Raw genomic sequence first — 19,993 nt, forward strand, 5'->3', positions numbered from 1 at the left:
ACCTCTGATGAAATTTTACATAAAATCAGCAAGATATAACCATCTTTCGGATTTATCGTCTATCTGTTTTTGGATAGATTGAATTTCTTCCGCTAAGGAAGAAAGTTTTAGATGATCTGTTACCTGGTTTAGTTCCTCCGTTTTTAACGCTACTTGTGTTTCCAGTTTTTCGATTTCTTCTTCTAGTTTGTTATATTCCAATTGTTCCTTGTACGAGAGTTTTTTCTTTTCCTCTTTTACAATTGGCTTTACCTGTTCCTGGGTTATCCTTTTTTGTTTTTCCTTTTCTAATTTTTGGATTTCTTCCTGTTCAAGTTTAAAGTCGGCATAATTTCCGTTGTATATCTGCACGATCCCCTTTCCTTCAAAAATAAAAAGTTGATCCGTCAATTTATCTAATAGATACCTGTCGTGTGATACTAATATGAGTACTCCTTTGTAGTTGTCAAGAAAATCTTCCAGCACGTTTAATGTATCAATGTCCAAATCATTGGATGGTTCATCCAGAATTAAAAAATTTGGATTCTTCATTAAAACACGCATTAATTGAAGTCTTTTTTTCTCCCCCCCACTTAATTTGTTAACGAAACCAAATTGTTTTTCAGGAGGAAATAAAAAGTGGGTTAGCAGCTGTGAAGCCGTGATTACTTCGCCATTTGCCATTTCAATATAGTCTGCTATATTTTTTACAACATCTAATACTCGATCGTTTTCATTTACTTCCAATCCGCCCTGTTTATAGTAGCCATATACTGTGGTTTCCCCTACCGCTATAGACCCTGTATCAGGTTTTTCTTCTCCCGTGATTAAATTAAGAAAGGTTGATTTTCCAGTACCATTTTTTCCAGCTAGACCAATACGATCACCTTTTTTAAAGGTGTATGAAAAATCATGTATGATTTCTTTTGCTCCATAACGTTTGGCAACATGTTCTAGTTCGAGTATTTTTGAGCCCTGCCTGCTTACTTTCACACTGAGTTGTACCGAGTCGTTTCCTTTAATTGCTTTAGATTTTTCTTCCAAGTCATAGTATGCTTCAATACGTGATTTGGATTTGGTACCACGTGCCTGTGGTTGACGACGCATCCACTCCAATTCACGGCGAAGTAGATTTCTGCTTTTCTCAACCATAACCGCATCAATAGTTTCACGTTCCGACTTCTTTTCTAGAAAATAAGAATAGTTACCTTTATAGGTAAAGAGATTGCCCCTATCCAGCTCTCGAATCTCCGTACAGATATTATCCAAGAAGTAGCGATCGTGCGTTACTAAAAGAACGGTTTTGCTACCTGTTGTTAGTAGTTTTTCAAGCCATTCAATAGTCTCTATATCCAAATGGTTGGTGGGTTCATCTAATATATAAATATCCGGCTCGTCTATCAAAAGCTTGGCTAGCGCAAGGCGTTTTCGTTGGCCCCCTGATAAACTTTTGATATCTTGATGGAAATCCATAATGTTTAAACGATTAAGAATCGTCTTAATATTATGCTCATACTCCCAGGCATTCAATGAACTTATTTTTTCTGTAAGATCTTCTAATTTTTTCTGATCGATATCAGTTTCCAATAACAGCTCCTCGTACTCACGGATAAGACGTTGTTGATCGTTGTCTGTACTATAAATAAAATCGTTGATTGATTTTAATCCTGTGAAATCAGGATCCTGTTCTAAGAAACCAATTTTTATACCTTTTTCTTTTACAACTTTTCCTGAGGTTGGTAAGATTCGCTCTGCTAAAATGGCGAGTAAGGTTGATTTACCTGTGCCATTGATTCCGACCAAGGCCACACGTTCTCCCTTTTGGAGACCGAAATGTAAATCTTTAAAAAGCCATCGATCATGGAAGGAATGGCTTACTTGTTCTGTAGCTAAAATACTCACGTTATATCACCCTAAATTATATTCAGTCAATTTACACGCCAAAACACTACCAGTAGGTTTCTTCTCTTGGTAGTTTATATCGTGTTGATAATCAATATTTTAGTTGTATTTCTATTGATTGTCAGTTATATATATATTGAGTCAATAATCGTTTTGATTGCTGACTAATGTAATCTATTGGGTGGCATACGATCAAATGTTAGCCTTTGCCATTGGGTAAAATGATAATTCGAAGTCCCAAAGGTTCGCTTGTTCATTTGGAATGCTCGCAAAAATAAAGAAATAGTTTCTTATTCGATGCGAAAAAAGCTTCGTTATTTGATTAATTGGCAATAATGATACTGCCCTGATAAAATTAATTCAATGCGTAATCCGCTATCAGATTGAAACGTGGTATTTCAACTTGAAAGCTGCCGTTGTCCAGTGTTCGGATCATATTATAATATCCTTCCATGAATCCGAATTCGCTATTGAGATTGCAACCTGAGGTGTATTGATGAGTCTGACCAGGTTCTATAATAGGTTGTTCGCCTACTACTCCTTCTCCAGATACCTCCCTATAGTCTCCTTTTGCATCAAAAATTTTCCAATAGCGACTTATCAATTGAACCGTGTAATCGCTGAGATTTTCTATGCTGATATGATAAGCAAACATGAAATGTTCACGGTCCGGATTCGAATACTCCGATTGATAGATGGTTTCAACCGAGATTTTTACGCCTTCTGTAATTTGTGTGATCATTTGAATGATGTTTATTGTTGCAATGAATATTTACGCTAAAATACTAATAATGAGTTTAAAAATCTAAATTATAATCATTTTAAAAGGTTAAATAATGCTAAGTTTAAAATTAGTATAACCAAATGGACCTTAATTAGTAGGTTTGTATTATGGCAAATGGTATCTTATATTTAATTCCTGTTCCATTGAGTGATGACGCAGCTTTCCAGTCATTTACTCCGTATTTAGTGGAAACAATCAATTCATTGGACGAGTATATTGTAGAGAACGAAAAAACGGCGCGCAAGTTTTTAAAACTTGCAGGTTTAAAGATTCCGCAGAGCGAATTAACGATCCATGATTATGGAAAACATGTGCGGGACAAGGGAAATATAAATGATTTTTTTGAAGGCTTGAAACAAGGCAAAAGTGTTGGATTAATGTCTGAGGCGGGATGTCCTGGTGTTGCTGATCCTGGTGCTTCTATTGTAGCGCGGGCACATCAATTGGGTATTAAGGTAGTTCCTCTTGTTGGACCAAGCTCTATTCTACTGGCACTTATGGCTTCCGGATTTAGCGGTCAGAAATTTGCCTTTCATGGTTATTTGCCTATCGATAAAATTGATCGAGCTAAGGAGATTAAAAATCTCGAACAGCAATCAGCACGTGAAAAGCAGACGCAAATTTTTATTGAAACTCCATTTAGAAATAATCAGCTTTTAGCCGATCTACTAAAAATATGTAAACCTTCCACCTTACTCTGTGTTGCGTCAAATGTAACAGCTGCCGACGAAAATATACAAAGTTTGACAGTTGGTGAGTGGCGAAAACGATCGTATGATTATCATAAAAAGCCGACTATTTTTTTACTTTATGCATGATGTTTTTAGAGCTCCCCCCTACCCTATTTTCATTGATGAAGTTTAATGATGAAATTAAAAGCTGTTTTTACATGAGTGAAGTATGTTTTAATAAAGTAAGTGAGTGCTTACATTTTGTTTTTTAATAAATATGTAAACCAGGGTATCAGAATAAATGCTGAATAGAGTTTGTTAACCGTCTAGAATGATTTAATATATAACACGATGAATTACTGTAGATTATTGTCTATTATGTTTTTGTTTTCATTAGTTGGATTCAGTAAAGATCTTGCTGCACAGTCTTCTACATATGTTATTGTCCATGGAGCTTGGGGTGGTGCTTGGCAGTTTAAAAATACGGCGGTTGAGTTAGCTAAAAAGGGAAATGAGGTGTACCGACCCACACTAACAGGCCTGGGTGAGCGTTATCATTTAGCAGATACTTCTATCCGATTACAAACGCATGTCGATGATGTTGTGAATACGATCCTGTTTGAGGATCTCCATGATATTATATTGGTCGGACATAGTTATGGTGGGATGATTATCACGGCTGTGGCAGATAGTCTTCCGGATAGAATCCGTAAATTGGTTTACTTGGATGCTATACTACCGGAGGATCAACAATCTGTAATGAACTTAATGGGTAAATCCAGTGCAGCAAATGGACTGTTAAAATTAGAAAAGGATGGTTATATTTTTCCTTTCTGGGTGAAGGACATTAAGAAGCTTCCTAGGGATGTCCCCCACCCGTTAAGAACAATGACAGACAAGATCAGTTTAAAAAATCCGAAACGACTTAAAATTCCAAGTACTTACATTTTGACTTATGAGGATGGCAAAACAATTGAGGATGATGATTTTTACCCGTTTTATAGGAAGGCAAAAAATATAGGTTTTAAAACAGTCGAATTTGTTGGAGATCATAATCCACAAATAAAAAAGTTGAAAGAATTAGTAGATTTGTTGGAACAGGAATAATAAATAAGCAATAAATAGTTCAATGACGCAAGAGGAATTAATAAGAGAGTTAAGTAAGCCTGAAGTAATTTATACCGCTATGGGTATTGTTGCCATACGTATTATCGTATGGCTTCTATTTGCAAATACAATTCGAAAGACATTAAAATTGGTCGCCAAAGAAAATAGATTAATGACGCCCAACCAATCGTGGTTAGCTGCAATTCCGCTGGTTAATATTTATTGGAATTTTCAGGTTGCTTCGCGTCTAAGGGATTCTTTGATCAATGAATTTTATGATCGAAAAATAGCTGTGGAGGAAAACCCTACGTTTAGGAAAGGATCGCTATATGCATGGATTTACCTGGCGACAAATATTCCGCTCCCACTTTCTATTTCCGGTGTACTGATCATTATGCATTTTGTGACATTGGCTAATTACTGGTTTGAAATTAACGCGAATAGAAGAATTTTAGAGGAACATAATAAATTTAGAGAAAAAGAGGTAATTGTAGACCATGAAAATTAAAGAAGTCATTGACTATTTGGAGCAATTGGCTCCTTTAGATTTGCAAGAGTCTTATGATAATGCTGGCCTTATTGTGGGCGACGCCAATAGAGAGATTACAAAGGTGCTCATTTCGTTAGACTGCACAGAAGATGTTGTAAAAGAAGCCATTGATAAAGGGTGTAATTTAATTATTTCGCACCATCCCATTGTATTTAGGGGGCTAAAAAAATTTAATGGGAAAAATTATGTGGAGCGTACGGTTATTAAAGCAATTGAACATAAAGTTGCATTATATGCCATTCATACGAATCTAGATAATGTTACCGGTGGAGTGAATACGAAAATTGCCGATAAATTGGGATTAGAAAATCAGGCTATACTGGAATCTAAAACAAATGTATTGCGAAAAATGGTCGTTTTTGTACCTAGGAGTCATGTTGAAGATGTCCGACAGGCATTGTTTGATGCGGGCGCAGGTAAAATCGGAAAACACTATGATCAATGTAGTTTTAATGCGGCGGGTTATGGTAGTTTTAGACCTTTAGAAGGGGCCGATCCTACCCTTGGGGAGATTGGTGTTCAAGAGCGTGTTGAGGAAACACGAATTGAGGTTATCTACCTGAAATCTATTGAAAGAAAGTTACTTTTGGCACTCTATGAAGCTCATCCTTATGAGGAAGTAGCTTATGATTTGTTTGATATTCAAAATACGGCTGCTGAAATCGGTGCAGGAATGATTGGAAATTTGGCTGAACCAATGGCTGAATTGGAATTTTTAGCTTATCTTAAGGACAAACTGAGGTTGAATGTCATTCGTCATACAGCCTTATTAGATAAAAAAGTTAGTCGTGTAGCGGTCTGTGGTGGCTCGGGGGGATTTTTACTCGGTGCAGCCAAACGTTCTGGTGCTGATTTTTTTGTTACAGCAGACTATAAATATCATGAATTTTTTGATGCTGAAGGTGAAATCGTGATTGCAGATACGGGACATTTTGAGAGCGAACAATTTACGCAAGAATTATTGTACGACATTATTACGAAAAAATTTCCTAACTTTGCAACCTTAACAACAGAAATAGATACAAATCCTATAAAATACTACAGTTGATGGAACAAACCGTAGAACAAAAATTGAAAGCATTATGGCTTTTACAAGCCGTACATACTAAAATAGACAAAATTCGCCAAGTTCGTGGTGAATTGCCTATGGAAGTTGCAGATCTTGAAGATGAGATTGCGGGCTTAGAGACTCGTATTGAGAAGATCAGAATAGACTTAGACGATTTAGAAGATTCGATCGTTAAGCGTAAAAACATGATTAAGGATGCCCAAGCTGCTATCAAAAAATATGAGTCGCAGCTGAATGAGGTAAAGAATAATCGTGAGTATGACGCTATTTCGAAAGAAATAGAAATCCAAGGTCTTGAGATTCAGGTTTGCGAGAAACGAATCAAAGAAGCAGAATTTGAGATTCGTAACAAAACAGAAAACTACGATACTACTGTAGGAAATCTTGAGTATAGCAAAAGCGAACTTGAGGGAAAAAAGAAAGAATTGGAAACAATTACTTCTGAAACTCAAAAAGAAGAAGATGCATTGTTAGCAAAAGCTGCTGAGGCTGAAGCGAATATCGAAGAACGTTTGGTAAAGGTATACTACCGTTTGCGTAACTCGTTTAAAAACGGACTTGCTGTTGTTTCGATCGATCGTGATAGCTGTTCAGGATGTCATAATAAGATTCCTGCTCAAATGCAATCAGAAATACGTCAACGTAAGAAAATCATCATTTGTGAACACTGTGGTCGCGTTTTGGTTGATGAAGGAATTGTGTTAGAAATCGAACAAGAGTACGGTTTCTAATCCTCAATAAATAAAGGAAGGTCCTGCTGTAAAGCAGGACTTTTTTTTTGTCATATTTTTTATGCAACTTTGTTGATATACTAACTAGGTCCGCTTACAAAAGTGTAGTTTTGTGTGTGGTAAATTTAACCTTTAAACGTTTATGAATAAAACTCATTTCAAGTTATTTGCTGCCTTTTTGCTCGGTACATCCTTTCTGCAAACAAAAGCGCAAGAAACCCTATTGCTTCGAAATCCAAGTATTAGCGCCAACAATATTGCTTTTGTCTATGGTGGAGATATTTGGATTGCCGAAAAAAACGGAGCTAATCCGAGACGCCTTACAACAAATCCTGGAGTGGAACAGAATCCAATGTTTTCTCCAGATGGCAAGAAAGTTGCATTCACAGGAAATTATGACGGAAATACAGACGTATATGTAATCCCTGTAACGGGTGGTGAGCCCAAACGGATCACTTATCACCCTTCTTCGGATGTATTGCGGGGATGGCTCAATAATGATGAAGTATATTATACGACATCTCGTGATTTCACCTATGCTTTAAGTCCACGATTATACAGTTCCAATATTCAAATGTCAGGAATGGACAAGGCGCTTATTATGCCTGAAGCGACTCAGGGAAGCCCTTCTGCTGATGGTCGTTACTGGGCTTATATCAAAAACACTGACCCTACTGAAAGAGATCGAGTTGCCTTTAAACGCTACCGGGGTGGTGGTATGCCGACAATTTGGATCTTCGATACGAAAACCAAACAAATAGAAGCTATTCCGCAGGTTAAAAGTAATGATGTTAAACCATTATGGTTGGGAAATAAGATCTACTTCCTTTCCGATCGTGATAAAATTGTTAACATCTATAGTTATGATACCAAATCCAAAAAGGTAGAAAAGCTAACGGATTTTAAAGATTACGATGTGCGTTCACTGAATGGAAATGGGACTGAGTTGATCTTTGAATATGCTGGCGTATTAAATACGCTAAATCTGGGCGATAATAAAGTCATTCCTTTGCATATTACGGTGAATACAGATGTAATGTACAAAAGACCGTATTATAAAGACATTAAGGACGATATACGTTATGCTACCCTATCGCCAACAGGCCAACGGGCATTATTAGAGGCGCGGGGAGAGATATTTACGGTACCTAAGGAGAAAGGTGAAGCCCGAAATTTATCTAATTCTCCGGGTTCTCATGAGCGTTTTCCGGATTGGTCTCCAAATGGAAAATGGATTTCTTATATTTCAGACAAAAATGGATCTTATCAGTTGGTGCTGATGGATCAATTTGGAAAAGATAAACCTCTGTACTTTAACTTAGGAGAAACGAACTTCTATTTCGAGCCAACATGGTCACCGGATTCCAAGAAGTTGTTTTACAATGATGCACATCTTAATCTGTTCTATATTGATATCGCTTCAAAGGCCATTGTTAAAGTTGCAGACGATAAATTGAGCGGTCAAACTGGCCGTGTATCCAATCATTTCCAACCAAGCTGGTCTCCTGATTCAAAATGGATATCCTTTATACGTACATTGGAAAATGGGGTACCCGCTGTGTTTATGTATAACTTGGATACAAAGAAAACTCAGCAAATTACGGATGGTATGAGCTCTGCACGTAGTACAGCTTTTTCTCAGGATGGTAAATATCTATTTTTTACAGCGAGTACAAATACAGGGTTGACAAATTCTGGCTTACATATGTCCGCGGTGCAGCGTAATGTTGATTATGCCGTATATGGCTTTATTTTATCCAGCAAAACGCCATCATTCTTTAAGAATGATAGTGATGAGGAACAAATCCGTGAGGATAAGGTGGATAAAAAAGAAGAAGGAGATGGTGATAAAAAAGATCGTGTAAAAGAAAACGATAAAAAATCACCTAAAAAGGATAAAAAGGAAGAGGCAGTGACAAGTAAGCCCATTGATAAATCTATTCAAGTTGACTTCGATCGTATAGAAAACAGAATAGTTGCCCTCCCTTTACCTGCTGGACCTTATTGGAATTTGAATGGTTTAGTGCCAAATCAATTGACTTACCAACGCGGGGGAACAATCGGAGCATATGATTTTAAGGATCTCGAAAACAAAACCTTAGTGGAAAATGCCCGTAGTTTTGTTATTAGCGCCGATGGTAAGAAGATGTTATATCAAACGGGAAATGGATTCAATATTGTAACAGCTGGGCAAAAAGTAGCCTCTCCTACTGCTGGCGAAGTTAAGCTAGGCGGAATTCAGCAATTGGTGGATCCCGCTGCCGAATGGAAACAGGTATTCAATGAAGTTTGGTCAATGCAAAAAGACTATTTTTATGTTGAAAACATGCATGGTGCTGACTGGAAAGCGATGAAAACCAAATATGAAAAATTCCTGCCTTTTGTAAACCATCGTTCTGATCTTGGTTATTTATTGAATGAAATGATGGGAGAAATGGTCGTGGGACACAATTATATCTATCCTGGAGATCAACCTTCCACGCCGTCGGTTTCAGTTGGTGTGTTGGGAGCAGATTATACGTTAAAGAATGGTTACTATCAGATTGCTAAATTGTTTACGCGTCTTGAATGGAATCCATCGTTCAAAGCCCCATTGGCTGAACCGGGATTAAACATCAAAGAAGGAGACTATATTGTTGCTGTTAATGGTGCTGAATTGACTGAAGATAAGGATATCTATAGTTTATTTGACAATACTGTTGGTAAACAAGTTACGTTGAAGGTCAATTCAAAACCTTCATTGGTCGGCGCTCGTGAAGTAATCGTTAAACCGATCTCGTTTAGCGACGAGATGAATTTGCGGAGCATGGAATGGGTCGAAAGGAACCGTAAGAAAGTAAATGAATTGAGTAATGGGCAAATAGCTTATGTTTACATGCCAAATACCGGTGCTGAAGGTTATACCTATTTCAATCGTTATTATTTCGCTCAGATGGATAAAAAGGCTCTTCTGATGGATGAAAGAAACAATGGTGGTGGCTGGGTGGCCGATTATGTCATTGATCTTTTGTCCCGTGAACTGATTGCTGGTTGGGGAATTCGTGATGGAAAAGGATTTACTACACCAGGAAATGGTATTTATGGACCTAAAGCCATGATCATTAATGAAAATGCAGGTTCAGGTGGCGATATGATGCCTTATATGTTCCGTTTTAAAGGGCTGGGTAAATTGGTTGGTCGTACGACAATGGGGATTTTGGTTGGCATAAGTGGCTATCCTCCTTTATTGGATGGCGGCCGTATTACTTCGCCAAACTTCGGTGTATATGACCTCAAAGGAAATTGGATTATTGAAAATGAAGGTGTGGCTCCTGATGTATTTATCGAACAATTGCCTAAAGATCTTTTGGAGGGTCGTGATCCTCAACTTGAAAGAACGGTGAAGATATTGTTGGAAGAAATGAAAACGTATCCTTACAAAAATTTACAAAAACCAGCCGATCCTATTCGGGTGAATTAAAAGAGTATAAATCTAATCTAAGGGCTTTGAAGAGATTCAAAGCCCTTTTTTGATCATATAGTTTGTATGTAACTGCATCCATATCCGAGATGATTGAATATATCTCGTGTAGTTTTTATCGTAATTAGATCATATCATTCGTTTTCATTAGGCCAATACAAATCAGATGCTAAAATTTGATTGGACATGACAATTTTAATAAATCTTGCTTTTATTGTTATCTTTAACTGATATTTACTAGATATGTTTCCTGAAAAAACACCCCATCCGTTTCAATCTTTATTACGTTTGATCTTAATGGTTATTGGTTTTTCCATTCTTTCGCAGATTATTGCCATTCTGATTATTGCAAGTTATTATTCATTTACAGGGCAGGTCTTCTCCTTGGAGTCTATACTGAATGGATCTGCCAATGATATGCGATTTATGTTGTTAATGAGTAGCTTGGGATCTTTTGTTGTGCCAGCTTATCTGATGAATACACGCGAAGGATATGGTAAAGCCTATTTTAAATTGAAAAATTGGCCTAGCGGAATGCAATTTGGCTATATATTTTTAGCAATGCTTTCTTTTATGCCTTTGATGAGTCTGATCGGTCATTGGAATGAATCCTTACAATTGCCCGATAATATGCAATCTTTGCAGCGTTGGATGGAGCGTAGTGAAAAGGAATCGGCCGAATTAATCAAGGTTATTATTATGGAGTCGAGTGTATCCGGCTTTTTGTATAATATTGTTATACTGGCTTTGATTCCGGCCATAGGTGAAGAATTGTTGTTCCGTGGTGTTTTGCAAAAAATAATGGGAAGATGGTTGAGCAATCAGCATGTGGTTATATGGCTTGTTGCCATTATTTTCAGTGCGATACATCTGCAATTTTTTGGTTTTGTTCCCCGCATGTTATTGGGCGCTTTTTTTGGCTATCTTTATGTATGGAGCAAGAACATCGTACTGCCCATTTTTGGACACTTTGTCAACAATGCCGGTGCCACAATCGGGGCATTTTATTACGTAAGAGAGGGTAAGAGTTATGATGAATTCAATGCATTTGAATTGCAATCTTGGTGGATATATCTTGTAGGCTTCATTTTTACTCTTATTTTTGTATTCTTATTTTATAGATCAACGCAAAAAGAAAATAATGGAGAACGATTGGAAAAAAATTAAAACATATACAAATGCGATTCAAGCCGAGATAGTCAAGCAAATGCTGGAAGAAAATGGTATTCCTACTGTCGCAATGAATAAACAAGATTCTTCTTATTTATTTGGGAAAATTGAACTCTATGTCAGTGAAGGATCTATTGATCTGGCCGAAACATTAATTGAGGAAGCAGAAAGAGGGCTTTAAGAGATGAAAACAAGAGCAATAACGGGAGTAATCTTTGTGGCTGTCATGATAGCTGCCACTCTTTTGGGCGCTTATGTCTATTCCATTTTTTTTACACTGCTCAGTACATGGTGTCTTTATGAATTCTATGGAATAGTTTCATCCGAAGAACGCGCCCCAAATAAGTGGATAGGTATAACACTGGCCTTACTCTTATTTGTTTTGGGCTCATTAGTTTCGATGGGCTTGCTTGCGGTAAAATTTTTAGCACTGATTATCCCATTTATAAGTGCGACTTATATTATTTCACTTTTTCAGAAGAGAACTTTTCCTTTCAATGATATTGCCTATACTTTTTTGGGTATTGCTTATGTTACATTGCCTTTCTTCCTATTTTCCAAATTAGGGTTTCTGCAAGGTACTTTTAACTATGTACTGCCCTTAGGTTTTTTGATCTTATTGTGGACAAACGATACCGGGGCATATCTCGCTGGACGAAGCTTTGGAAAACGTAAATTATTCGAACGGATCTCACCAAAGAAAACATGGGAAGGTTTCTTTGGGGGCTTGATTTTGGCTATTGTTGCTGCTGTAAATCTGGAAAAATATTTTGGTTATCTTCCACTTTGGCAATGGGTAAGTATTGCGGCAATTATCAGTATCGTTGGAACATTGGGGGATTTAGTAGAATCGATGTTAAAGCGTAGTTTGCACGTAAAGGATTCCGGAAATATATTGCCTGGACATGGTGGTTTTTTAGATAGATTTGATGGGTTGTTATTAGCGGCCCCCATGGTCTATGTTTTCTTAATTTTAATCAATTGATTGTATTATGAGTCACATTCAAAAATCTACATTTGATTTTTTAACGGAATTGAAAGCCAATAATTCTCGGGAGTGGTTTGCCGATAACAGAGCTAAATATGAAGCAGCATTGGCTGATGTGAGAAATTTTTTGACAGATTTAATTACTGCATTGAGCGAGTTTGACCCTAAAATTAATACTTCCATTCAAGCAAGTAAATGTTTGTTTCGTATTTACCGGGATACACGCTTTTCAAATGATAAAACTCCTTATAAAAGTTGGTTTGGGGCAGGAATTTCTGTTGATGGAAGAAAGTTGCAGGGACCAGAATACTATATTCATATTGGAGCAGAAAATTCATTTATCGCCTGTGGGTATTGGCGTCCTGAAAAGCAACATTTAGAGGCAATAAGACAAGAAATTGATTACAGTGGTGATAAATTGGATGAAATTTTAAAAACAGTATTGACTGGCAGTAATATTGCGCTTTTCAAAGAAGATTTACTGAAACGTGCGCCGGCCGGCTATAGTGAAGATAATCCGTTTATTGACTTTATCAAATTGAAGAGTTTTGTGTTGGATAGATCTTTAACTACAAAGGAGTTATCTGCAAAAAATGCACTGGATAATATCGTGGCTTCCTATAAAAGTATGCTTCCTTTTAAAGAGTTTTTACAAGAAGCCATCGATACAGAATAATTATTCAGGCAAGCTGATTTTGCCCATACAGACAGCGGGAGAGTCTTTAATTTGCGCTACATTGGATTTGTTGCCTACCAAAGTCTCATTTGCTAATAGCGCAAAGAGAACGGCCTCTTTTGCATCTGGGTTGATACCCAATGTTGCAAAACTTTCAACGTTACAAGTAGGTAGGCTCCTTTTGATGTAATCGAACAGCAATGGATTGTGTAGTCCACCACCACTAATGTACACCGCTACATCGGATAGCCCTTCTGACTGCTTGCGAATGCCATTGACCATCGCATGAGCAGCAAAGCGATTGAGGGTCGCCATAACATCCACATGTGGAATATGGCTTGTTTTCGAACAATCCTGTGCCCTTGCGAGATAAGCGAGATTAAATAGTTCCGGCCCAGTGGTTTTTGGAAAGGGCAGCGTTAGAAACTCCTCCGTTAATAATTGATTCAATAGCGCATCATTTACTTCGCCCTTTTTAGCCATATAGGCATCTTTATCCATTTCCTGATCAAAATTTACCTTCATGTATTGGTTCATCATTGTATTGCCTGGACCGAGATCTGTCGCATAAGCTTTCGACTTTGTTTGATGGCTTGGGATAAATGTGAAATTAGAAATACCGCCAATATTCAATAAGAATCGATTTTCTGTTGCATGCGAGAAAAGAAGGTAGTCGCCATAGGCTGCCAAAGGTGCCCCTTCTCCTCCTGCAGCAATATGTTTTTGCCTAAAGTCAGATAGGGTTATGATACCTGTATCTACCGCGATATGATCTCCATCTCCAATCTGTAAAGTGCTGTTGGGCCAGTTGCGGTCTTTGGTCAACGATTGAGGAGCATGGTATACGGTTTGCCCATGGCTGGCTATACAATCAATCTCACTGCTTGATAGATTCCATTGTTGCAATGCTGTGTTGATTAATTTGGCATGCGTGACTCCAATATAAGCATGGAGTCCCGAAAATAATTGCTGGTCGATATTTCGTTTTGCAAAAACTTCACGCACCCGCTCTCTAAAATCATCCTCATAATCCATTGTAGTAAAATTCTCGAGCTGTATTTTCGTTGTTTTACCTGCATTTTCTATGCGGCACACGGCGATATCAAGACCATCCAGGGATGTTCCGGACATCAGGCCAATAATACGACGTTCTTTCTTTTGTGAAATTTGGTAAAGTCTTTCGATTTGAGGATTCATAGCTTAAAAATAAACACAAAAATGTTATGATGAATATCATTTTTGACAATTAAAGATATTTTGTAACTTCACGGCATTAAAAATCAAAAAATTAAATACAATGAATTTTCCAGCAGAATTGAAATACACCAAAGATCACGAATGGATTCGTGTTGAAGGTGATGAAGCAGTTGTAGGGATTACCGATTTCGCTCAACGTGAATTGGGTGACATCGTTTTTGTTGACATAAACACTGTAGGTGAAGAAGTAGCCGCTAATGAAGTTTTCGGTACAATTGAAGCCGTAAAAACAGTTTCTGATTTGTTTTTACCTGTAGCAGCTACGATTTTATCGGTGAATGAAGCTATTGATGCATCTCCTGAATTGGTCAATTCTGATCCTTATGGTGAAGGCTGGATTGTTCGTATTAAGTTGAACAACGCTGCTGATGTTGACGCTTTGTTATCTGCTGATCAGTACAAAGAAGAGATCAACGCATAAATTTGATATATAAAAAAATAAAATAGGGGCCAAAAGGCCCCTATTTTATTTTTCGTCGTTTATTGGGTTTTTAAGGTGGTCTTTATTTTTGCTTCAGGCATATCCACGGCACTTGTCATTTCTGTACTCGTGGTAAGACAGGTCTTTTTATCCAAGACATAGAAGCCCTGCACGTTGCCTACCTGATTTGCATCCGGACCGAACATTTTTCCTTCAACATTTACTTTATAGCCTAGCTCATTTGCTTCTATTAAAGTCATTTTGTTTTCTACTGAAATGCCTGAATCATCTGATTCAGTTTTGGATGTCCAAGAATCACCTATTTTAATCGGCTGTTCAGGCAATACTGTAGTTATATTTTCGAACATACTTTTATCAAACGGCATGTTAATGCCCTCAGGCAACTTGATATCGGAAGATTTGCCAAGTTGATCAACATTAAAGCTAATGCTATTTTCGAGCAACTTGCCTAACGTAGCATGCATCTGTTTAGAAAATTCATTGGCCTCGGGGTTTTTAGAGTCGTAAGTCATATCCATTCCTGCCATATTCATTTTCATGTTGATTCCGGTATATTTAAGATCGAACGCAAATATGTTGTCTTTTTTCGTCGTATTGGTGATATCAAAGCCCATATTAAGGTCTGTCACCATTTTTTGGCCAGCAGCGTCAATATCCATGGTCATCACAAGATTTTGTGATATTTTTTTCCCTGAATCGGGATTTACGCGTAATGTGTATTTCTTTTGTGCGGAAGCAGATATCACGAGAAATGCAAATACAGCCATTAAAGAGGCAATTCTTAATTTTTTCATATATGGAATTTTAATTTTTTTAGTAAGCAACAATTGGCCAGTTTAAATATAAAAAAAATCCCTTTCACACAGTAAAAGGGATTTTAATTTTTTTAAGGATGTAATTCGTATTACTTCTTGATATAAGATACTTCTTTCACAGCTTTAACAACTTTCTCAACGCTAGGTAAAGCAGCTTCGATCAATGTTGGAGCATAAGGAAGAGGTACATCTGCACAATTTACGCGGATAACTGGGGCATCTAAGTAATCAAATGCATTACGTTGTACATTGAATGCTAAGTCGGTAGAAATAGACGCTAGTGGCCATGCTTCTTCCACGATTACCAAACGGTTTGTTTTCTTAACAGACGCGATGATTGTAGGGTAATCGATAGGACGTACCGAACGCAAGTCAATCAATTCAACGCTGATACCTTCTTTTTTCAATTCTTCAACTGCAGGAATGACAACGCGAGGAAGCATTTTACCAAAAGACACAACAGTTACATCTGTACCTTCTTGGATAATATTAGCTTTTCCGATTTCTAAGTAATATTCTTCTTCAGGAACTTGTCCTTTATCACCATACATTACCTCAGATTCCATGAAGATAACAGGATCTGGATCGATAATAGCTGATTTCAATAAACCTTTAGCTTCATATGGGTTCGAAGGAACCACAACTTTTAAACCTGGTGTATTTGCAAACCAGTTCTCAAAGTTTTGAGAGTGTTGTGCTGCAAGCTGACCCGCATTTCCTGTAGGACCACGGAAGACCATCGGAATAGAGAACTGTCCACCACTCATCGAGTGAATTTTAGCTGCCGCATTGATTACTTGGTCAATTGCAACAAGTGAGAAGTTGAATGTCATGAATTCAACAATTGGCTTCAAACCATTCATTGCAGCACCAACAGCAATACCAGCAAAACCAAGTTCCGCAATAGGTGTATCAATGATACGCTTTGCACCGAATTCATCAAGCATACCCTGACTTACTTTGTAAGCTCCGTTATACTCAGCAACTTCTTCTCCTAATAAAAATATTTTGTCGTCTTTACGCATTTCTTCGTTCATTGCTTCACGAAGTGCTTCTCTGAATTGTATTTCTCTCATCAGTTGTAAAATAGTGTCAATTTTTAGATTACAAATCTACTATTTAAAATTGATATTTTGAAGATTTGAACCCGCTAATTCTATAGTTTTATGTCATTTTTTAATAAGTAAATGACTTTTGTATTAAATTTTTGAATATAAGTTGTTCAGATATTCTAATGTTTTTATAAGTGCCTTATTACTATTCATTATCGCTAACGGAATGTTCCACGTGGCACGGTTCCTTCTTTCCACGTAATTTGAAATACCGCGAATCTCAATCACGGGAATTGTCATTTTATCGGCTGCATAGAAAACCGCAGCTCCTTCCATACTTTCAACAAGGCTATTAGGATGCAGTTTTTTAATTTTTTCGATACTTTCTGTGCTACCATGGACTTTGTTTACGGTAATTCCTTCCCCATGTTTTAGAAAAGGAAGCCTAAGCTCCTTGTCATTCAGTAAAGACGAGGTAAATGTAGACCTTCCATAGCCCAATTGATCTATTGGAATAAAATTATGACCGTCTTCCGCACCTAGTTCAACAAATGACTCTGAAACGACCTGAATAACCGAGCCTATTTCAATAGTACGATCCAAACATCCTCCTATCCCGACATTAATAAGGAGATCATATTTTTTTTCGTGTAGCATTCTTCCCAGCTCAAAGCCTGTGGCGACCATGCCTACACCAGTTACTAGGGTATCGCATTGATCGTAATTTGATACCACTTCCAGAAAAGGCTGCAATTCAAATGAAGTAGCCGCAATAATTAATATTTGCATGACGAGCTCGTTTTGGATTGAAAATTACAAATTATCTTGCAAGCGCATCTCTTTTTAGCATAAAAATATCATGCTTGCAATGCGTCCTGCTTAGAAACCCGAGCTTGATGTTAATAGGGCTAACTGCTTTTTGCTATGATCTCCTCTTTTATAATGCTGTACGAACTGTTTAGTTTTTGTCCCGATGCTATTGGAAACAATGCTAATCGATGGATATAATCGCTTGAATTAGTTTAGATTTTATATAGCCTTAGTTTAGATTTTAGTTAGGGTTACTTTAGGTAAAAGCTATATAAAACCTAAACTAACCCTAACTAAACCCTAACTAAACCCTAACTAAAGGTAAAAGAAAATGGCCTTAAAAATCAGCATTCATTGTTGTTCTTTTTAAGCTGGGAGTATTTACACTCCGCTACAAAATTTGATATCAGATTATTCTTGAAAGCGGGTTATGGGTAAGAATAAAGTGCTTAGATTTTTGCCTGTTTGTTCAACAAAAGAGAAAGCACTTCATTATATTACTATATTCTGACGGCATTCCTTAAATTGAGATGTTTTAATTGCACTTAAAGCCTTATCTTTGTATCATTATGGTATTTATAACTCGTCGTGAACGTTTCTGTGCTGCGCACAAGCTCTATCGTGAAGACTGGAGTAAGGAGCAGAATGAACAGGTATTTGGTCTTTGCTCCAATCCAAATTGGCATGGACATAATTATGATCTTTATGTAACAGTTAAAGGAAAAGTCAACCCGGAGACTGGTTTTTTGATCGATTTAAAGATCATGAAAGAAATAATCAATCGTAGTATCATAGACAAAGTCGATCACCGTAATTTCAATTTAGATGTTGATTTTATGAAAGGAGTCATGGCTTCTACGGAAAATATCGCAATCGAAATATTTAAGATCTTAAAACCGTTATTTGATGAACAGGGTGTGATCTTGCATAGTGTCCGTTTGCATGAAACAGAAAATAATTACGTCGAATATTTTGGCGATTAATCTTTAATACATTTAAATAGTAGAAACTATGAGTCAACACTCATTTGACAACGAAGAGTTGGATGGATATATTAAGATCGACAAATACAATACTGAAAAGGTAGATCGCATCGCTGCTCATTATACAGATATATTGGAATGTCTGGGGGAAGATCCAAAACGCGAAGGTTTAGTGAAAACACCAGAACGTGTTGCAAAGGCACTGCAATTTCTGACACATGGCTATGATATCGATGCTGCGGAGGTATTACGTGGTGCTATGTTTGAGGAAGACTATAGTCAAATGGTCGTCGTTAAGGATATTGAAGTATATTCTCTTTGTGAGCACCATATGTTGCCTTTCTTTGGTAAAGCCCATATTGCATATATTCCAAATGGCCATATTGTAGGTTTAAGCAAGATACCACGTGTCGTTGATATTTTTGCGCGTCGTCTGCAGGTTCAGGAACGTCTCACCAATGAGATCAGAGATTGTATTCAAGAAACTTTAGGCGCTCGTGGAGTAGCTGTGGTTATGGAATGCAAGCACATGTGTATGGCGATGCGTGGAGTTCAGAAACAGAATTCCGTAACAACTACCTCTGCATTTACTGGAGCATTCCAAAATGATGTGACAAGATCCGAATTTTTACGCTTGATCACTGCTGATCTTGCTTAGTATATTTGTTGTTTAATAATAAAAAAAGCCCCCCTAAAAGATCATCTTTTAGGGGGACTTTTTTTTGATGAAATTTGGAAACAAAATAGAAAATCAAAAAATGGCAATATGGCTTTTTTATGCATCTGACGCGATTTCCGAAAAATGCTCTTTACAAAAGGATAATTGTATTTCGCTGGTATTCAGATTTTTGTAAAAAAAAGTTTTTATCATAAAAATGTTTTTTGGTACCTTTGTGGTTATGGAAATTGTTGCCGACGATTTAGAGTCCTATTTGGAACATACTACAGACGAGGAAAATTCGTTACTGAAAAGGGTAAATCGGGAGACATATTTGAAGGAAACAATGCCCCATATGTTATCTGGACACTACCAGGGAAGAGTTCTTTCTTTATTGAGTAAATTGGTTGCTCCGAAACGTATCTTGGAGATAGGAACATTTACGGGATACGCAACGTTGTGTCTCGCAGAAGGGCTGCAGGAAGATGGGATATTACATACTATCGATATTAATGCAGAGCAACAAGAACGCGTCCAAGGTTATTTTGATGAATCGGCATTTGCTGATAAAATCAACTATCATATTGGAGATGCAGCGGTAATACTACCTACATTAGATGAAACATTTGATCTGGTATTTATCGACGCGGACAAAAAGAGAAATTTATATTATTTCGAAACGATAATAAATCAAGTTCCGTCTGGGGGACTTATTTTGATTGACAATGTCTTATGGAAAGGTAAGGTGTTAGATTCAAAACCAGACAACCAAACAAAGCAGATCATTGATTTGAATGCACGTTTAGCTCAGGACAAGCGCGTAGAAAAGGTAATATTACCGATTCGAGACGGACTTTTTGCTTTACGCAAGAAGTAATTTGTGAACTAA

Annotated in this window: 20 protein-coding genes; 14 read left to right on the forward strand and 6 right to left on the reverse strand. The window is 37.2% G+C overall.

What is annotated here, in order from left to right:
* Window positions 1-15: 15 nt before the first annotated feature.
* Together B3P16_RS23905 and apaG are read right to left on the reverse strand one after the other, a co-directional pair.
* On the reverse strand, window positions 16-1,881 hold the full coding sequence (locus tag B3P16_RS23905) for an ABC-F family ATP-binding cassette domain-containing protein (protein ID WP_286844829.1): 1,866 nt from the start codon (window positions 1,879-1,881) through the stop codon (window positions 16-18).
* 355 nt (window positions 1,882-2,236) lie between these two features.
* The gene (gene apaG / locus B3P16_RS23910) at window positions 2,237-2,623 is read right to left on the reverse strand and encodes a Co2+/Mg2+ efflux protein ApaG (RefSeq protein ID WP_046673176.1); all 387 of its coding nucleotides are present in this window, start codon (window positions 2,621-2,623) and stop codon (window positions 2,237-2,239) included.
* Between the two features lie 149 nt (window positions 2,624-2,772).
* Here apaG and B3P16_RS23915 point away from each other — a divergent pair, with 149 nt between their 5' ends.
* From B3P16_RS23915 to B3P16_RS23960, 10 genes are all read left to right on the forward strand, one after another.
* On the forward strand, window positions 2,773-3,483 hold the full coding sequence (locus B3P16_RS23915) for an SAM-dependent methyltransferase (protein ID WP_070562678.1): 711 nt from the start codon (window positions 2,773-2,775) through the stop codon (window positions 3,481-3,483).
* A gap of 204 nt (window positions 3,484-3,687) precedes the next feature.
* Complete coding sequence (locus tag B3P16_RS23920; protein WP_112375164.1) at window positions 3,688-4,443, forward strand: alpha/beta hydrolase; 756 nt, start codon at window positions 3,688-3,690, stop codon at window positions 4,441-4,443.
* A 22-nt stretch (window positions 4,444-4,465) separates the two neighbouring features.
* Complete coding sequence (locus B3P16_RS23925; protein WP_201639951.1) at window positions 4,466-4,951, forward strand: hypothetical protein; 486 nt, start codon at window positions 4,466-4,468, stop codon at window positions 4,949-4,951.
* Window positions 4,941-6,041 carry a Nif3-like dinuclear metal center hexameric protein gene (locus B3P16_RS23930; RefSeq protein ID WP_070562686.1) on the forward strand — a complete coding sequence of 367 codons (1,101 nt, stop codon included), beginning with the start codon at window positions 4,941-4,943 and terminating at the stop codon, window positions 6,039-6,041. Before B3P16_RS23925 ends, B3P16_RS23930 begins: the two co-directional genes overlap by 11 nt.
* Complete coding sequence (locus B3P16_RS23935) at window positions 6,041-6,793, forward strand: zinc ribbon domain-containing protein (RefSeq protein WP_070562689.1); 753 nt, start codon at window positions 6,041-6,043, stop codon at window positions 6,791-6,793. The genes B3P16_RS23930 and B3P16_RS23935 overlap by 1 nt, the downstream gene beginning before the upstream one ends.
* 142 nt (window positions 6,794-6,935) lie before the next feature.
* Window positions 6,936-10,253: a S41 family peptidase gene (locus B3P16_RS23940; protein WP_286844833.1), complete on the forward strand. Its 3,318-nt coding sequence runs from the start codon at window positions 6,936-6,938 to the stop codon at window positions 10,251-10,253.
* A gap of 243 nt (window positions 10,254-10,496) precedes the next feature.
* Window positions 10,497-11,420, forward strand: a complete 924-nt coding sequence (locus tag B3P16_RS23945; protein ID WP_286844835.1) for a CPBP family intramembrane glutamic endopeptidase — start codon at window positions 10,497-10,499, stop codon at window positions 11,418-11,420.
* Window positions 11,395-11,604 (forward strand): DUF2007 domain-containing protein, encoded by a 210-nt coding sequence (locus tag B3P16_RS23950; protein WP_070562697.1) that lies wholly within the window; start codon window positions 11,395-11,397, stop codon window positions 11,602-11,604. The genes B3P16_RS23945 and B3P16_RS23950 overlap by 26 nt, the downstream gene beginning before the upstream one ends.
* Before the next feature lie 3 nt (window positions 11,605-11,607).
* The gene (locus B3P16_RS23955; protein ID WP_286844838.1) at window positions 11,608-12,408 is read left to right on the forward strand and encodes a phosphatidate cytidylyltransferase; all 801 of its coding nucleotides are present in this window, start codon (window positions 11,608-11,610) and stop codon (window positions 12,406-12,408) included.
* A 7-nt stretch (window positions 12,409-12,415) separates the two neighbouring features.
* Window positions 12,416-13,087 carry a DUF2461 domain-containing protein gene (locus B3P16_RS23960; RefSeq protein ID WP_286844841.1) on the forward strand — a complete coding sequence of 224 codons (672 nt, stop codon included), beginning with the start codon at window positions 12,416-12,418 and terminating at the stop codon, window positions 13,085-13,087.
* Here B3P16_RS23960 and B3P16_RS23965 read toward each other — a convergent pair whose 3' ends face one another.
* The gene (locus tag B3P16_RS23965; protein ID WP_286844844.1) at window positions 13,088-14,284 is read right to left on the reverse strand and encodes an anhydro-N-acetylmuramic acid kinase; all 1,197 of its coding nucleotides are present in this window, start codon (window positions 14,282-14,284) and stop codon (window positions 13,088-13,090) included.
* 100 nt (window positions 14,285-14,384) lie between these two features.
* Between B3P16_RS23965 and gcvH the strand changes: the two genes are divergently transcribed.
* Entirely contained in the window at window positions 14,385-14,765 is a 381-nt protein-coding gene (gene gcvH, locus B3P16_RS23970) for a glycine cleavage system protein GcvH (RefSeq protein WP_286754217.1), read from the forward strand.
* A 59-nt stretch (window positions 14,766-14,824) separates the two neighbouring features.
* On the opposite strand, the gene B3P16_RS23975 is transcribed toward gcvH, so the two are convergent.
* From B3P16_RS23975 to mqnB, 3 genes are all read right to left on the reverse strand, one after another.
* Entirely contained in the window at window positions 14,825-15,580 is a 756-nt protein-coding gene (locus B3P16_RS23975) for a DUF6263 family protein (protein ID WP_070562709.1), read from the reverse strand.
* A 110-nt stretch (window positions 15,581-15,690) separates the two neighbouring features.
* Complete coding sequence (locus B3P16_RS23980; protein ID WP_046673190.1) at window positions 15,691-16,677, reverse strand: pyruvate dehydrogenase complex E1 component subunit beta; 987 nt, start codon at window positions 16,675-16,677, stop codon at window positions 15,691-15,693.
* 123 nt (window positions 16,678-16,800) lie between these two features.
* Window positions 16,801-17,442 carry a futalosine hydrolase gene (gene mqnB / locus B3P16_RS23985; protein ID WP_286768812.1) on the reverse strand — a complete coding sequence of 214 codons (642 nt, stop codon included), beginning with the start codon at window positions 17,440-17,442 and terminating at the stop codon, window positions 16,801-16,803.
* A 590-nt stretch (window positions 17,443-18,032) separates the two neighbouring features.
* On the opposite strand from mqnB, the gene B3P16_RS23990 reads away from it, so the two are divergent.
* The 3 genes from B3P16_RS23990 to B3P16_RS24000 all read left to right on the forward strand — a co-directional run bounded on the left by B3P16_RS23990 (window position 18,033) and on the right by B3P16_RS24000 (window position 19,981).
* Window positions 18,033-18,446 (forward strand): 6-pyruvoyl trahydropterin synthase family protein, encoded by a 414-nt coding sequence (locus B3P16_RS23990; RefSeq protein ID WP_070562714.1) that lies wholly within the window; start codon window positions 18,033-18,035, stop codon window positions 18,444-18,446.
* Window positions 18,447-18,474: 28 nt separating this feature from the next.
* The gene (folE, locus tag B3P16_RS23995; RefSeq protein WP_046673193.1) at window positions 18,475-19,104 is read left to right on the forward strand and encodes a GTP cyclohydrolase I FolE; all 630 of its coding nucleotides are present in this window, start codon (window positions 18,475-18,477) and stop codon (window positions 19,102-19,104) included.
* Between the two features lie 241 nt (window positions 19,105-19,345).
* Window positions 19,346-19,981 (forward strand): O-methyltransferase, encoded by a 636-nt coding sequence (locus tag B3P16_RS24000; RefSeq protein WP_075994564.1) that lies wholly within the window; start codon window positions 19,346-19,348, stop codon window positions 19,979-19,981.
* The last annotated feature ends 12 nt before the right edge of the window (window positions 19,982-19,993 follow it).

Origin of the sequence: Sphingobacterium sp. UBA7631 (assembly GCF_002483935.1) — a bacterium.
GTDB lineage: Bacteria > Bacteroidota > Bacteroidia > Sphingobacteriales > Sphingobacteriaceae > Sphingobacterium > Sphingobacterium multivorum.